The following is a 15496-nucleotide window of genomic DNA, read 5'->3' as shown; positions in this document are numbered from 1 at the left end:
GAACCGAAGAGCGAGTTTGTGCTGCCTGCCCATCCCTCCTGTCCGGGGATGGGCAGGTCTACCCGGAGCAATATGAGCCATCGTCCATGAGCAACCGCCAACGAATCTACCGCACCCACGCCCTGATCCTGCGTCGGCGAGACTACAGCGACGCCGACCGCATCCTGACCGTCTTCACGCCGGGCCTGGGCAAGCTGGAGCTGATCGCCAAAGGCGTTCGCAAGACCACCAGCCGCAAAGCTGGACACCTGGAGCTCTTCACCCATGCCTCCCTGCTGGTGGCCCAGGCCCGCACCTGGGACATCATCACCGAGGCGGTGACGGTGGAGAGCTTCCGCCATCTGCGGGAAGATCTGGATCACATCAGCCGGGCCGGCTACATCTGCGAGCTGCTCGACGCGTTCACGGAAGCCGAAGATGAAAACCAGCCTCTCTGGGACCTGGCCCTGCTGGCGCTGCGGGTGTTGGACGGAGCCGCGGACTACGATCCCCAGCTCCTGCTGCGCTGGTTCGAACTCCACCTCCTCAGCCTGACTGGCTTCCAGCCCGAGCTCTTCCACTGCCTGGGCTGTGGGGAAGCGCTGGAACCGGTGACCAACTTCCTGAGCCTGCAGGAGGGGGGCGTCTACTGCCCCCGCTGTGGCCAGTCCCGGCCGGACTGCGAAGCCGTACCGCCGGATGTGCTCAAGATCTTGCGCCATCTCCAGCGGCAGCCCTGGGCAGAGGTGCAGCGGCTGAAGGTACGCCCCTCCCTGTTGCGCCAGGTGGAAAACATCCTCTATCGCTATCTGCTGACCGTCCTGGAACGGCAACTTCGCTCAGTAGAGTTCCTGCGTCGCCTCCAGCAAAGCCGCCCTGCGCCCCCTCCTGCGCCCCAGGCCAGCCATGGATGAAGCCTGACAGGCGGCCACCCGTTCATCGCCACCCCACACAGACATCCCACACGGACACCCCACAGGAGTCGCCATGCACATCCGGGAATATCAACAGTGGTTGGAATCCTGGGACAAGGCCCGGGAATGGGACAAGGTGTTGCCCAGCCACACCTTGCTTCACGCCATGGAAGAGCTGGGAGAGATCAGCCGCCTGGTCCAGATGTTGGAAGGCTATCGTCCCCTGTCGCCTGCGGATCTGGAAGCCCTGCGGGAGGAGCTGGCCCTGGAGCTCAGCGACCTGCAGGTCATGATCTTCAAGCTGGCCTACCTCTGTGGCATCGACATGGAAGAGGCCATGCGCCGGGGCCAGGAGAAGGCCGACCAACGCTTCCCCGACCCCTCCACCGGTCCCGCGGAGCGGGAGGCCTACTGGCGCCGCTTCAAGCAATACCTGGCCGACGCCGCGCTGGATGCCCCGGAGGGTGAATAGCACAGAGCCCTGACAGAACAAACGTGCGTCTGCCTATTGACACCGCACAAATGTTCGTGTATACTTGGGATAAATTTGGGAAACAAACGTTCTCATTTGGGATATTGGCCAGAGTTTGTCGGCTGAATCTCAACCGGAAATCGGTCCCATGAGGGCGTTGACCGGGCTCCCCCGGGCCAGGCAGTCTCCCAGGCCTGAACTGGGCGCCACTTGACATTGACGGCTTTCGCCAGCAGAAAAGCCTGTCTGCCAGTGGCACCCGGGATATGCGGTCCCAACAGCGACACGAAAGGGTTTGTCATGGGCAATCTCTCCGAGCGACAACGCAAGATCCTCCAGTTTATCATCCAGTTTTTCCAGGAAAACGAATTCCCGCCCACCATCCGGGAGATCGGCGAACAGGTGGGGATTTCCAGCACGTCGGTGGTCAACTACAACCTGGCCAAACTGGAGGAGATGAAGCTGATCAGCCGCCGCAAGGAGGTCAGCCGCGGCCTTAGCCTGAACTGGGAGCGAATTCAGGCAGAGTTGGGGCTGGAGGCGCCAGCGGGCTACGGAGCAGAGAGCCAGAACGGCAATGGTTCCTCGGGCCCCCTGCTGCGCATCCCCATCCTGGGGCCCATCGCTGCCGGCACGCCCATCCAGGTTGAACCTCGGGAGACCACCAACCCGGAAGGGTGGGTGGAAGTGCCCGAGGGGCTCTTCCGGGCCCGGGGTCCCCTCTTTGCCCTGCGGGTCCAGGGGGATTCCATGATCGACGCCAGCGTGTTGGATGGGGATATCGTGATTTTGCGCCACCAGGAAACCGCCGACGATGGCGACATGGTGGCGGCGTGGATCGAGGGGGACGAGGAGACGACCCTAAAATATCTCTACCGAGAAGGGCGCAACGTACGCCTCCAGCCGGCGAATCCCAACCCGGCCTACCAGCCCATTGTCCGGCCGGCCGATCAGGTCCGCATCAATGGGAAAGTGGTCTCGGTCATCCGGCTGGTGGAGCACACATAATTCCACTTTATGTCAGAAAAGGCCGGACCGCCGCCCATTCCTCCGGCGTGTTGACGTTGAGGAAGGAACGCAACGCCGGGTCCAGCGGGCGGATCTCTTCCTCGGTAACATACCTCGTACGCACATCGGCCAAAAAGCTGGCAACCCGCCGCTCTCCCCGCCGTAGTGTGGCCTCAATGGCAGGCAGGCAACGCCGGTGGTAGAGGGCATGGAACGATTGGGGATAGCCGGCCACCAGCGGCACCACCGCGTCCCACCGCTCTGCGCCTCCTTCATCCAACTCCCTGGATACCAGCTGAATCAGCCAGGCAAAGATCTCCCGGGAAACCAGGGGCATGTCACAGGCCACGGCCATGGCCCAGCCGTCGCATGCCCCCAGGCCCGTCGCCAGCCCACCCAATGCGCCGCCGGGATACGCGTCGCCCAGCACCTGAACGCCCTCCTCCGGCGGGAAGAGGCGGGCGATCTCGGCCTGGTTGGTCACCACCACCAGGCCGCCGGCGGCCAGGGGACGTAGCCGCCGGACAATGTGGAGTGCGAGGGGCTGGCCGCTGCCGGGCACGGGCAACAGGGCTTTCGGCTGCCCCATCCGCCGGCTTTGGCCACCGGCATTGAGGATGAGGGCAACGGGAGGGTCAGGATGTTGACGAGACATGGGCCGCACCTCTGCCACAACCGAGCCAGAACAAAAAGGCGAGCCGCAGTGTTTCCAGCAGCTCGCCTCAAAGTTCACAGACCGGTCAGGCTATCTGGCATCCCGGTTCCGTGGCCAATGGTTCGTGGCCGGTCGGGATCAGAGGGCATCCAGGAAGCGGACGGCGTCGCCTACGGAGACGATTTTCTGGGCCTCTTCGTCGCTGATTTCGCCGCCGAACTCCTCTTCGAAGGCCATGATCAGCTCGACCAGGTCCAGGCTGTCGGCCTCCAGGTCATCCCGGAAGTTGGCGTCCATGGTCACATCGCTCGGATCCACACCCAACTGCTCGACGATAATTGCGCGAACCCGCTCGAAGGTATCTTTTTCGGACATGTCTAAATCTCTCCTCAGTGTTCAAATTCGGTGTTCAAATTCGTTGGTCAAAAACCTTTTTGCCCATCTCCCCAACCTCTGGGCTCGGTAGCCGGCGGAACAATCTGGCCCGGCGGCCCCATTTGGGGTGGATGAGCCATTCTAATTTGGACAAAAGTCGGCTTTGCCGGCTGCTTTACCGCTCGAGAATGTTCAACTTCCGATATGAAGTGAAATTCAGTCGTTCACGATTTCGACGCGGAGTCGGCATCCTCAGATGCCGGGCCCAGCGGAATGGAGCCGCATCTGAGGATACTCACTCCGCAGATGGGCAACAATCGTGACGTACCGAAATCGCCGCTATGCGGGCGCATTCCTTTTGGGCAAGAGGCAAGCAACCGAACGTTATGCCCTGAAGCCCTGGCACAGGCGACAGATGATGACGATAGACGTGCCACCATCCCTGGTGCGCTCACCGGTCCACAACGCATGGGCCATTGTAGTCAGTGCGTGACAAGCTGTCAAACCTCAGGGGGAGACAGACACGCAACCCATCCACAACATGGCTCGTCTACAATTTGTGATAATTCGAACGAGGGTGAATGGTGTCGTCTGGCTGTCCCGGCGAACCCGATCATTAACAACACGGGGAAAGTGTAAAAGTTGCGCCGATGACGGGTGAATTTGAAAAATTCCCTTTGATCGGGGCCATTTCGTAACTCAAATGTAACCCTCGTGGATATACTGGTAGACAAGCTGTGGCGAGAGCGCCGGAGCCAAAGAGCAAGCTGAAGGGTTCCGGCAAGCGACCAAGGCACCTGTCGAATCAACGTCGAAGTCCATGGTAGCCTGTTCGACAGGGGACAACGCAGCAATCATCGCTATCATTCGGGGTGGCAGAGATAGGGCCCCAAGCGCTTTGGTCGCTTGCCGGAGTTGTGAAGTATGAGGGGAGCTTACTTCACAACCTCCTAACCAGCACCTCCTTTGGTTCCTCCTTTGTACAGGCCCACCATCGTCCCAAAACGATGGTGGGCCCTCCTCTTTTCCCCCTCAATGATTCTAATCTCAGTCGTTCACGATTTCGACCACGATTTCGACGCGGAGTCGGCATCTGAGTGCTTCATGCACCTTCATGGCCCCGCGGGGGATGAAAAAAGGGCACGCTCCGTAGGTCACGCATCCCTGCGTGACATGGGTTCCCGTCCCGCTGGATGGGTAGGTCCGGTCTCCTGGCCGGACCTACCCATCCGTGCCCATCCGTGTTCCATTTTTTCAGGGCAGGATGCCAATTTTTTGGTTGTTGTTGCTGAGCTGGTTTCAGATGAACTCATCGGCCGCCCGCTCGTTGATGGAGCGCCCGGCAGACCGGCGTTGCGGTTTCTGCTTCTGGGAGGGCCGGCGCCGCCGCCCGCGCCCGGGCTCCGATGGCCGCGCCATGATCTCTTCCTGGGCCACCACGGGATAACGGGCAAAGAGAGCGGCATCCTCGGGAATGTGCTCGAAATAGAGCCGCTCCCGGCGCAGGGTCCGGGCAAAGGCTTCAAAGCCCATGGCGGCCACCACTTCGTCCGGCCGGCCAGTGGCCCCGGCCCGCTGTTGCACCCGCAGGAAGATGCGGTGTTCCTCCCGCTCCGGCACATAGCCCTGGTAGGTCAACTCCAGGACCAGGGGACGGAGGTTGTAGAGGTAGGTCTTGCCCTTGCGCTGCCGCTCGCGCCACACCTCCTTTTGGGCGAGGAACGCCTCGATCCGCTCCTGGAGTTGGACCTCGGGGATCTCGCCGGGCTCGGCAAAGATGAGAATGGTGTAATCCGCGCCGATCAGGAGGCTCTGCAGCGCCTGGGTTTTGAGGGGAACCTCTTCGATGTGGTGAAGGCGGACGCCCGGCGGCAATTTTGCCTCGATGCGGCGGCGTAGCTCTTCCAGGGGAACCGGCGGGCTGAAAATCATGTCCACCGGCTCCTGAACGCCGGTGATGCCCACCCCCAACGGCGACGCGAACTGGATGTGGGGCTGGGGGTTGAACCCCTGCTTGTAGAGCAGGGGCAGGTCCGCCCGGCGCACCGTTCGCTCCCACAGGCGGAAAACATCCTGGTGGGAGATGAACTTGATGGACTCCCCCTTTTCGAAGAGGATGCGGACCCGCTGGCGCGGGGCTTCTTCGGCCTGTTCCGCTTCTACCGCATCCGGCGCAGAAGTCGTCAGATGGGTCGATTCCATGATCTACCTCCCTCCTTCATCGGCCTCAATCATCGCCGGACGCTACAGCCGCCTGAGCCCGCTTGCTGACGGTGCCAAAGCGGCGCTGGGGCACCCGATGGTCGAACTGCCCCTGCCGGTCCGGGGACATCTGGTCGTTGAAATAGAGGGGAATGGGGGTGATATCGACCGGCTGCCGCTGCTTACCCCGCCCCAAGGCCGGGCACCCCCAGGCTTCGTCGGGCGCCTCCCGGCGCTGCTCCTTGAAATAGCCCAGGATACCGCAACTGAAACAGTGCTCCCGGCAGTCATCCACCACGCCGCCCTGGTAGGTGTGGATGTACTCCTGGGTCAGGAACTCCTTCTTCAGGCCGGCGGAGATATGGTCCCAGGGCAAAATTTCGTCCACCGGGCGGGCGCGCCGGGCGTACCAGTCCATGTCCAGCCCCAGCTCGGCGAAGGCCTGTTGCCAGGCGTCGAAGTTGAACCATTCGCCCCAGCCTTCCATCTTGGCGCCCAACTCCCAGGCCCGCTGGATCACGTCGGCCAGGCGTCGATCCCCCCGGGTCAGGAAAGCCTCCACCAGGGTTTCCTCCGGGTTGTTCCAGGAGAAGTAGATGCCAGGGCCCCGGAGCTCCCGCTGGAGGAGGTCGATCTGGGCCCGGATGACCGCCTCGTCCTCCATGGGCACCCACTGGAAGGGGGTGTGGGGCTTGGGCACCAGGGTACTGACGCCGATGCGCACGTTGGCTTTTTTGCCCAACACCCGGCGCCCCACCGCCAGCACTTCCTTGGAGAGGTCGGCGATGGCCTGCACATCCTCCAGGGTCTGGGTCGGGTGGCCGATCATGAAATACATCTTGATGGTGGTCCAGCCACGGCGGTAGACCTCCTCGGCGGTCTGGAGCAGCTCTTCCGAGGCGATGGGCTTGTTGATCACATCCCGCAGGCGGTCGGTGGCTGCCTCTGGGGCAAAGGTGAAGCCGGAGCGGCGCCGCCCCTTCTCCAGCATCTCCATGAGATCCACGCTGAAGCTTTCGATGCGCAGGCTGGGCAGGCCGATGCTCAGCTTCCTGGCCCCATAGGTTTCGATGGTCCGGCGCACCAGCTCTTCCACATAGGTGTAGTCGCTGCTGCTCAGGCTCAGGAAGCTGACTTCTTCAAAGCCGCATGCCTCGATCATCTCGCCCACGGCCTGGAGCACCTCCTCCACCGGCCGCTCCCGCACGGGGCGGAAGATCATCCCTGCCTGGCAGAAGCGGCAGCCCCGGGTGCAGCCGCGCATGATCTCAATGGCGGCCCGGTTGTGGACCACGTCGATGAAGGGCACGATGAAGCGGGTCACCGGGGGTGGCAGCACCGTGACCACCCGCTTGAGCACCTGGGGCGGCGCATCCGGGTGGGTCGGGGTGATGGCGGCGATGGTGCCGTCGGCCGCGTAGCTCACCTCATAGAAGTGGGGCACGTAGACACCCGGTATTTTGACCAGGTATTCCCAAAGGCGCCGACGGACAGCCCTGTCGGCGACAGGGTCCCCGGCCCCTTGAACCGGGCCCACCTCCTGGCGCCACGCCTCGTAGGCCTGGATGACCTCGAAGATCACCTCTTCTCCCTCGCCGATGACCATGGCGTCGAAGAAGGGGCTCATGGGCTCCGGGTTGTAGCAGGCCGAGCCACCGGCGATGACCAGCGGGTGTGCAGCCGTGCGGTCGGCCGCGCGCAGGGGGATGCCCGCCAGATCCAGCATGGTGAGCACGTTGGTGAAGAGCTGCTCGTAGGGTAGGCTGAAGCCGACGATGTCGAAGTCCATCAGGGGATGGCGGGTTTCCAGGCCGTAGAGGGGGATGCCCTCCCGCCGCATGACCTGTTCAAAATCGGGCCAGGGGCAGTAGACCCGTTCCGCCAGCAGATCATCCCGCTTGTTGATCAGGTCGTAGAGGATCATGAGGCCCAGATTGCTGCCCCCCAGCTCGTAGATGTCGGGGAAGGCCAGGGCCACCTTGGTGCGGATGTGGGGATCCGCCCAATCCTTGGCGACGCTGTTGAGCTCGCCGCCGGTGTAGCGTGCAGGCTTCTCGACCGTATGCAGCACCCGATCCAGGGCGCGCGTGATCTGTTTGGGTGTCCGCAACATACCAGCTCCTTCCTTCTCATCTTTCAGGCCAACCGTGGTTTCAGGCCCACCGTGGATGCCTGAGCGGGGTTTGAACCCGCCATGGAGTCTTGGTCTTGGCATCGCTTGGTATCCCGACCGATCCGGGCGACGCCATGGACGGCGTGCCAGGCCGCCGGGGGAGGTCCATTATAGCACAGTCAGGCGGAACAGAGGGAACAATTCCCCCCTCCGCTTCCCCGCTTCACCTCCAGCCCCTCCCATCGGCAAACGCCAGCGACACCCTGATCATGATGCACCGATTATGATGCACCCCAAGGCTCCAGAAATTTGACAAAGTCCCCTGAAACACGTAGAATGCCACCATCTTGGCCAATCACAATCGTGGCGCATTCGTCTAGAGGCCTAGGATACTGCCCTCTCAAGGCAGAGACACGGGTTCGAATCCCGTATGCGCTACTTCATCTTCACAACACACATCGCAGGGCGCTTAGCGCCGGGCATCACATCGCCGTAGTAAAGTCGTTTGTGAAGATGATATCATGGATATGCAGCGGCGTTTAGGCTCTTGGTAGAGCGAAACGCCGCTGTATTCCTTTTGGGCACTTTTGGGTTTTGACGCTGATCTGCGCAGGGTCAATAGAGGGCGGCCCGGCCGGCAGCCCGCAAGGTGGCCACCAGGGCCGGAATCTGTTCCGGGTTGAGGCCTCGGGTGCGCACCACCACCTCCATCTCTGGCGCGGCGTCGGCCTGGATGCTCACCTTGCGCAAGATCGGGCCAAAGCGGGTCTGGAGATCCAGAAAGACGTGCTGGAGCGCACCCGGGTTCGGTCCCCGGGTGGCGTATTCGCTGCCGCTGATGTCCAGGCGATGCTGGACCCAGAGGCCCAGCTCTGTTCCTTTGCCCAGGGCTCGACTGGGCACCTGACCCCGGATCCAGAGGAGCTCGCCGGCCGGCCGGGTGTTCAGGCTGGCCTGGAAGGTGAGTTGATTGGCGCCGTACAGGAGGGGCCGCAACAGCCAGGCCAGCAGGGCCGGCGCAGCCCGATAGCGCACCACAAACTGGCTGAACGGTTCCGGCGCCGGCTGGATGGCCGCCTCGAACCCCCACAGGCCCAGAGGCCGCAGCAACACCACCTGCCCCCGGGCGCTGTCTCCCAGGGCGGCCAAGAGGTCACGGCTGCGCTGGCGGGCCCGAATGAGCGCGGAGAGGATAGCCAGGATGCACACCAGGAGGACGCCAAGTGCGGCCACCGTGGTGGGATTCTCTGCCCATAACCGTTCCAGGTAGTCCATAAACGCTTCTTTACCCCAGTCCGGAAGCCGGCTGATTCCGAGAGGCGTCAATACGCCCAGAGCTCAGGCGGTGTGTAAAGGGGTTCACCCATCACGTCATACCACGCACGACTCCAACAGGCAGGTCCCATGGAATTCAAGAACAACGTTACCCGTCTTCTCAACAGCAAAAAGATCCCCTACCGCATCCACACCTACGACTACGATGCCGGCATCCACTCAGCCACAGAGGTGGCCGAAGCCATCGGGCTGCCGCCGGCGCAGGTCTTCAAGACCCTGGTCGTTCTGGCTGACCAGCCCAACCACAAGCCCATGCTGGTGGTGGTTCCCGGGCCCGAGACCCTGGACCTCAAGGCGCTGGCCCGGGCCGTGGGCATCAAGCGGGCCCGCATGGCCTCCCACGACCAGGCCGAGGCGCTGACCGGCCTGCAGACGGGCGGGATCAGCCCGCTGGCGTTGATCAACCGGGGCTTTAGCGTCTACCTGGACCATCGCGCCCTGGCCTTTGAGACCATCGCCGTCAGCGCTGGCCAGCGGGGGGCCAACGTGGAGCTGCCCGTCCAGGCTCTGATCAAGCTGGTCGGCGCCCGGGTCATCCGGCTCTAACCCAGTCTGGCAGAAATACCACGGCAGAACTTCGGCGGCACGCCCCCTGGTGGATGCGCTCGGCGAATTTCTGCCGGGATTTACTAGCGGGTCTCGGTGACCTTGCGCAGCCCCCGGGGATGGTCGGGATCGTAGTCCCGGGCGTGGGCCAGGTGCATGGCCAGGAGCTGCCCAGGGACGATGGCGGTGATGGGCGAGATCCACTCCGGCACGGGCGTGGTCAGGGGAAGCTGGATGCGCCCCATGGCCAGCGTGGCCGGGTCATCGCTGATGACGATGGCCTCGGCTTCCCGCTGCCGCAACAGGCTGATGAAGCTCTGCATCTCCGGCAGCATGATGCCCGTGGGGGCAAAGACGATGGCCGGGAAACCGTACTCGATCAGGGCCAGAGGGCCGTGCAGAAAATCGGCGCTGCTGTAGGGCTCGGCAATGGTGTAGGTGAGCTCCTTGAGCTTCAGGGCCAATTCAAAGGCGCTGGCATAGTTGTACCCCCGGCCGATAACCACACAGTCCCGCATGTAGCGGTAGCGCTGGGCCAGGACACCGATCTGTTCATTCAGGGTCAACTGGTTGGCCACCGCGTCCGGCACCTGCTCCAGGGTGGCCAACATTTCCGCGTCGTCAGCCAGGGTGGCGCTGAGCAGGGCCAGGGCCATGAGCTGGCTGGTGTAGGTCTTGGTGGCGGCGATGGAGCGCTCCTCGCCGGCGTGCAACAGGATGACGTGGTCGGCCTCCTGGGCCAGGTCGGAAGCGCCCTCGTTGGTGATGGCGGCTGTGAGCACGCCCTGGCGTCGGGCTTCGGCCACCACGCTGACGATGTCTGGACTCTTGCCGCTCTGACTGATGCCCAACACCAGGGCATCGGTGAGGCGGGGAGGACGTCGGTAGATGGTGTACAGGCTGGGGGTCGCCAGGGCCACCGGCAGGCCGTTGACCGCGCCCAGCAGGTAGTTGGCGTAGCGGCCGGCGTTGTCGCTGGTGCCCCGGGCCGCAATCATGACGTACCGGATCTGCCGGCGCTGAATCTCACGAGCCAGTCCCTGAATGGCTGGCCGGGCTCTCTCCAGGAGATCCGCCAACACCTGGGGTTGCTCGTGGATCTCCCGATACAGGTGCGAATTTTCTAACATTTACCTCACTCTTGACGTTTGTCTCTTGACGTTTGTCTCTTGGCGTTTTCGATTGGATAGCTCTACTGCACACTCTACTGCACAAAAGTACTGCACAAAGGTCAAATGAGGACGCTGACCCACGGAGATGAACGCTGGTTCGGGTGACTCTCTCCTGCGTTTCTTTGCGCCTTTGCGCCTTTGCGTTTAAAAATTTTGCAGGTCACTGTTCTCCCCTTTCCCTACTGGGGGAATATTATAAACCCACCCACAACAATACCAGAATAGCCCGGGTATTCAATCGAGATACCCCAAATAGGCGGGAGTCGCCCATCACCAGCTACAAGCCTGCCCGGGATGGCGGCGCCCGGAGTCGGTCAAGAGGGAGGGAGCGAAATATGTTGCACGACACCATGGCAGAGAGCACCGGCCTGCAGCTCGAGCTGTCCGAGGAGATGCGCATGCTCCAGGAGCTGGCCAGGGATTTCGCGCGCAAGGAAATTCTGCCCAGGGCGGATGAATACGATCGCAGCGGGGAATGGCCCTGGGACATCTTCCACAAGGCCCGGGAGGTGGGGCTGGTCAACATGAACATCCCCGAGGAGTACGGCGGCCTGGGCGCCAACGTGCTGGAGGAATGTCTGGTGGCCGAAGAGCTGGCCTATGCCTGCTCCGGCATCCAAACCGCCCTGATGCTCAACCAGTTGGCCGTCCTTCCCTTGCTGCTGGCCGGCAGCGACGAGCAAAAAAAGCGCTATTTCCCCCGGCTGGTGGACGAAGGGAAGATCATGTCCTACTGCATGACCGAGCCCGACGCCGGTTCTGACGTGGCTGGCATCAAAACCACCGCCACCCGCAAGGGCGACAGCTACATCCTCAACGGCGCCAAGACCTGGATCACCGACGCGCCGGTGGCCAGTTTCTTCACCGTCTTTGCCAAGACGGACCCCGAAGGGGGCCACAAGGGCATGAGCTGCTTCATCGTGGAGCGGGATTACCCCGGCGTCAGCGTCAGCAAGCCCCTGGAGAAGATGGGCCAGCACGCGGCCCAGGCAGCCATGGTCTTCTTCGAAGAGGTGGAGGTCCCGGCCAGCAACCTGGTGGGCCGGGAAGGGGACGGGTTCATGCTGGCCATGCAGGTCTTCGACCGCAGTCGCCCCCCGGTGGCTGCGGCGGCCACCGGCGTGGCCCGCCGGGCCCTGGATGAAGCGGTCAAGTATGCGGGAGAGCGGACGGCCTTTGGCCAGCCCATCGCCCAGTTCCAGGGGGTCGGGTTCATGCTGGCCGACATGCGCATCCGGGTGGAGGCGGCCCGAGCCCTGGCGTGGAAGGCCGCCTGGCTGGCAGACCAGGGACGGCGAAACACCCTGGAGGCAGCCATTGCCAAAGCCTTCTGCGCCGATGCCGCCATGCAGAACACCCTGGACGCGGTCCAGGTGTTCGGGGGCAACGGCTACAGCCGGGAGTACCCCGTGGAGAAACTCATGCGGGATGCCAAGATCTACCAGATCTACGAGGGAACCACCCAGATCCAGAAGGCCATCATTGTGCGGGAGTTGTACCGGGATGCCCGCCGCGGCAGCCAGTAAATCCCGGCAGAAATTCGCCGATAGGTTCCACCAGCGGTAGTGCCGCCGAATTTCTGCCGTGGTATTTACGCCAGACTGTACTAGTCCGATGACGAGGCATGGAAATGCCTTGCGGGGACAGGAAATCCGTTGAAAACGGATTCAAGCCAGGTGCCATCCGCGCCGGGGAGTGGGTTTCAACGCACTTGGAGTCTGCCAGCCGATGATTTCAATCATCGACCCAAGGCCGGCCACGGTTTCATGTAGAGCTACCTCCTCCGGCGCGGCTCCGTATTGCTTCGACGGGATTACTTCGACGGGATTACTCCGAGGGGCGCGGCTTCACCGCCTTCACGTAGTACATCCGCTGCTCAAAGACCAGCGTGTTGCCCTGGCGACGGGCGTTGATGCCCGCGGCGTCCGTCTCCAGGCCCGCTTCAATCATCTCCCGGACCACGGCCACATCGGCCGGGTCCGTCTGCATGCCCGCGATCCACTCCTCCAACTCCCGCTCGAAGCTGACCACTTCCCGGGCTTCGATGGTTAACCCCTGGTCGACCACCAGCTTGTTGTACTGATCGGCCGTGCGCGCCGCCACGTGGGCGGGGTTGCGCCGCTCTTCAATGGCGTTCTGGGTGGCCCGTTTGACGGGGTTATCGGCGCTGAGGAGCTCGGCCAGGATGAGCATGCCTCCGGGCCGCAAGACCCGGGCCGCCTCCTGGATGATGCGCTCTGGCTTGCGGGCGTGGTGGAGCACCAGGCGGCAGAAGACCACGTCGAAGGATTCATCGGCGAAGGGGAGGGCCTGTGCGGGCGCCAGACGGAAGCTGACCCGCTGGGCCGCCGGGGAGAGCCGGCTCAGGCGCAGATACTCGGCCTGCTCCAACATGGTGGGGCAGATGTCGATGCCCACCACGGAACGGGCTCCAGCTTCGGCCAGCATGAGGGGAAGCACGCCCAACCCCGTCCCGATGTCCAGCACCCGGGCATCCGGTGGAATCTTGGCGAACTGGAGCAGATGGCGCAGCCGGGTTTCGTCGTCGGTGCGCTTGCGCTGGAGGTCTGCCTGGGCCAGCCGGTTGTACACCTGAACGACGAGGGAGAGATCCTCCATGGGTTCCCCATCCGACTTGGATTCTCCGTTGACCTGCTGCACCCTGGGCACCGGCCTGGGCAGATGTTCCAACCGGTTGGTGTAGGCCAGGCGCCAGCGTCGGCCCTGGTAGTTGACTTCGCTGAGGCTGGTGTGGTCGATCTGGATGTCCAGGCGATGGGCGCCGAAGAAGTAGCGGAGCAAGGTGGCGATGTTGTCGCCGCTGGTGACCAGCGCCAGGGTTGATCCCCAATGTTCGGCCACCAGGCGGTCCACCGAAGCCACCAACTGGCGGCAGAAGTCCGCGTAAGGAGGCGGCAGCGCCTCCTCCTGAAGCTGGGCCAGCGCCTGGAGGGAGCGAGCGCCGACCAGGCGGGCGTCCAGCGCCTGCCATTCCCCTCGAGGACACAGGGGGAGCTCCCGGTTGACCGCCACGGGCAATCCCAGGGCCTGGCCAATGCGCTGGGCCGTGAGACGGCTGTGGAGGAGGCTGTCGCTGACCAGGGTGTCGATGGTGCAGTAATTCTGCAGCCAGCCGGCCAGGATGTCGGCCTGTTCCCATCCCCGGGCAGTCAGGCCGCTCTCTTCGCCGGCAAAGTTGGCGTAACGATCATGCATCCCCTCGGCGTGACAGATCAGCAGCAGCCGCATCTCTGTCTGGGGTGCATGGCCCTGGGCTTGAGGTTGGATGGGATCTGGGATCAGTTGAGATGGATGCAACGAAGACATGGCTACCGGCGGCCTAACAGAGATCAGCCGGGATGAGGTTGCCCTTCCGGGCGCCATCCCCCTGGCTGCTACCCCCGGCCCGGTCCACGTCAGCCCCTTTGCCAGCACGGCTGTTCACCGACTGGCCGTTCACCACCTGGCCAGGGCAAAAGGCAGAGATGGCCGTGGACCTGCCCGTGTTACTTCCCACACGGTGCCGGGAAGACCCGGTTCGGAAGAGCAAGGTTGCTGGCCCCTTCCGGGCCAGAGCCTGCATGGTTGCGTTTGACATATGCACGGATGATACCAGATTGCATCGGCGCCCACAAATCGCCGTTTCGGCCGGGTGCATGCCGCTGCAACAAAAACGCCCGGCCAGAGGCCAGGCGTTTGGCAACAGTCGGTGGGGAGCGGTGGAGAAAGGGTCAACGGCTAGCCGCCGGTCCCTTCTTCGGCCACCGCCACAAATTCCAGCTCCAACTGCACATCTTCCGAGACGTCGGCCACACCGGGCACGTTGGGGATGCGCAGGTCGAACATGGAACGGGTGACCGTGGTGCGGGCCAGGCCGGTCAACTCGGTTTCGGAGACGGGCGTCACCGTGACTTCGAAGGTGACCGGGCTGGTGATATCTCGAATGGTCAGGTCGCCGACGATCTGGAAGGTGAAGGGCTCACCCAGGTTCACCGTCTCCGGCAGCCCCTCGATGGCCGTGGGGGTGAAGACGATGTAGCGATATTCATCCCGCTGGGACTGGAGGATCTGCCGCTGGATGGAACGGTTGCGGAACCGGTTGTCCGTGGCCAGGGAGCGGGCATCCACCTGGATGGGGCTGACCTGGGTCTGGCGGAAGTCGTTCAGATCCACCTGGATGGTGCCGGTCACCTGGTCGGTGCTGCCCACCACGGTGTTGGGGCGCCCCAGCAACACCTCGTCGACGATGAAGCGGGCTTCGCTTTGCCCGGGCGCCAGCCGGAAGGTCCGCAACCTGGCCTCCGGGGTGGGCTCGGGGGCGGACTCGGTGGGTGCAGCCGTTGCCGTGGGCGTCGGCGCAGGATCAGCCGGGTTGGACGCCGGGGTGGCAGTGGCCGGAGCGGCCCCGTCAGCCGGGGTCTGGGCGGGCGCTGCCGGAAGCACGCTGGCACCGCCACCCGGGTTACAGGCAGCCAGGGCGAGGAGCACCAACCCGGAAACCAGCGCCAAAATGAAGCCACCCCTCAGCGTAGAGATCCGGGAGCCCACTGCAGAAACCATACATTTCACAGATGAACACAGCGCTTGCATCTCTTTTTCCCTTTCGTGTTCTCGTTCCTGTCCCTGGCTCTACTGCAAACTGACTCTACTGCAAAAAGGTCAAATTCAGTACTTCACGATTGTTGCCCATTTGTGGAGTGAGCATCCTCAGATGCGGCGCTGTTC

General features: G+C 63.2%; 13 protein-coding genes and 1 tRNA gene. 6 read left to right on the top strand and 8 right to left on the bottom strand.

The annotated features are described in order from the left end of the window. Positions 1-86: 86 nt before the first annotated feature. From recO to lexA, 3 genes are all read left to right on the top strand, one after another. Positions 87-893: a DNA repair protein RecO gene (gene recO / locus FKZ61_RS09540; RefSeq protein WP_141609882.1), complete on the top strand. Its 807-nt coding sequence runs from the start codon at positions 87-89 to the stop codon at positions 891-893. A 73-nt stretch (positions 894-966) separates the two neighbouring features. Beyond that, positions 967-1365, top strand: a complete 399-nt coding sequence (locus FKZ61_RS09535) for a MazG-like family protein (protein ID WP_141609881.1) — start codon at positions 967-969, stop codon at positions 1363-1365. Between the two features lie 300 nt (positions 1366-1665). Beyond that, complete coding sequence (gene lexA / locus FKZ61_RS09530; protein ID WP_141609880.1) at positions 1666-2373, top strand: transcriptional repressor LexA; 708 nt, start codon at positions 1666-1668, stop codon at positions 2371-2373. Between the two features lie 7 nt (positions 2374-2380). Here lexA and FKZ61_RS09525 read toward each other — a convergent pair whose 3' ends face one another. The 4 genes from FKZ61_RS09525 to FKZ61_RS09510 form a co-directional block, all read right to left on the bottom strand. After that, positions 2381-3028 carry a molybdenum cofactor guanylyltransferase gene (locus FKZ61_RS09525; RefSeq protein WP_141609879.1) on the bottom strand — a complete coding sequence of 216 codons (648 nt, stop codon included), beginning with the start codon at positions 3026-3028 and terminating at the stop codon, positions 2381-2383. A 138-nt stretch (positions 3029-3166) separates the two neighbouring features. Then, positions 3167-3403 (bottom strand): acyl carrier protein, encoded by a 237-nt coding sequence (locus tag FKZ61_RS09520; protein ID WP_141609878.1) that lies wholly within the window; start codon positions 3401-3403, stop codon positions 3167-3169. Between the two features lie 1299 nt (positions 3404-4702). Next, positions 4703-5605: a TIGR03936 family radical SAM-associated protein gene (locus FKZ61_RS09515; protein ID WP_141609877.1), complete on the bottom strand. Its 903-nt coding sequence runs from the start codon at positions 5603-5605 to the stop codon at positions 4703-4705. 25 nt (positions 5606-5630) lie between these two features. Beyond that, positions 5631-7718: a TIGR03960 family B12-binding radical SAM protein gene (locus FKZ61_RS09510; RefSeq protein WP_141609876.1), complete on the bottom strand. Its 2088-nt coding sequence runs from the start codon at positions 7716-7718 to the stop codon at positions 5631-5633. A 365-nt stretch (positions 7719-8083) separates the two neighbouring features. On the opposite strand from FKZ61_RS09510, the gene FKZ61_RS09505 reads away from it, so the two are divergent. Then, positions 8084-8156, top strand: a tRNA-Glu gene (locus FKZ61_RS09505). Positions 8157-8333: 177 nt separating this feature from the next. Here the strand turns inward: FKZ61_RS09505 and FKZ61_RS09500 are convergent. Beyond that, positions 8334-8993 carry a hypothetical protein gene (locus tag FKZ61_RS09500; protein WP_141609875.1) on the bottom strand — a complete coding sequence of 220 codons (660 nt, stop codon included), beginning with the start codon at positions 8991-8993 and terminating at the stop codon, positions 8334-8336. A 129-nt stretch (positions 8994-9122) separates the two neighbouring features. Between FKZ61_RS09500 and FKZ61_RS09495 the strand changes: the two genes are divergently transcribed. Then, positions 9123-9599: an aminoacyl-tRNA deacylase gene (locus FKZ61_RS09495; protein ID WP_141609874.1), complete on the top strand. Its 477-nt coding sequence runs from the start codon at positions 9123-9125 to the stop codon at positions 9597-9599. A gap of 83 nt (positions 9600-9682) precedes the next feature. On the opposite strand, the gene FKZ61_RS09490 is transcribed toward FKZ61_RS09495, so the two are convergent. Beyond that, positions 9683-10729, bottom strand: coding sequence for an SIS domain-containing protein (locus FKZ61_RS09490; protein WP_141609873.1), 1047 nt, complete (start codon positions 10727-10729; stop codon positions 9683-9685). A 377-nt stretch (positions 10730-11106) separates the two neighbouring features. Between FKZ61_RS09490 and FKZ61_RS09485 the strand changes: the two genes are divergently transcribed. Next, entirely contained in the window at positions 11107-12297 is a 1191-nt protein-coding gene (locus FKZ61_RS09485; protein WP_211358497.1) for an acyl-CoA dehydrogenase family protein, read from the top strand. Positions 12298-12598: 301 nt separating this feature from the next. On the opposite strand, the gene FKZ61_RS09480 is transcribed toward FKZ61_RS09485, so the two are convergent. Together FKZ61_RS09480 and FKZ61_RS09475 are read right to left on the bottom strand one after the other, a co-directional pair. Further along, on the bottom strand, positions 12599-14098 hold the full coding sequence (locus FKZ61_RS09480; RefSeq protein ID WP_170199508.1) for a methyltransferase domain-containing protein: 1500 nt from the start codon (positions 14096-14098) through the stop codon (positions 12599-12601). Between the two features lie 411 nt (positions 14099-14509). Then, positions 14510-15280 (bottom strand): YceI family protein, encoded by a 771-nt coding sequence (locus FKZ61_RS09475; protein WP_141609871.1) that lies wholly within the window; start codon positions 15278-15280, stop codon positions 14510-14512. Positions 15281-15496 lie beyond the last annotated feature (216 nt).

It is taken from the genome of Litorilinea aerophila, from assembly GCF_006569185.2.
GTDB lineage: Bacteria > Chloroflexota > Anaerolineae > Caldilineales > Caldilineaceae > Litorilinea > Litorilinea aerophila.
The sequence above is the reverse complement of the archived record's forward strand: the minus strand, read 5'-3'. Positions and strand labels throughout refer to the sequence as shown.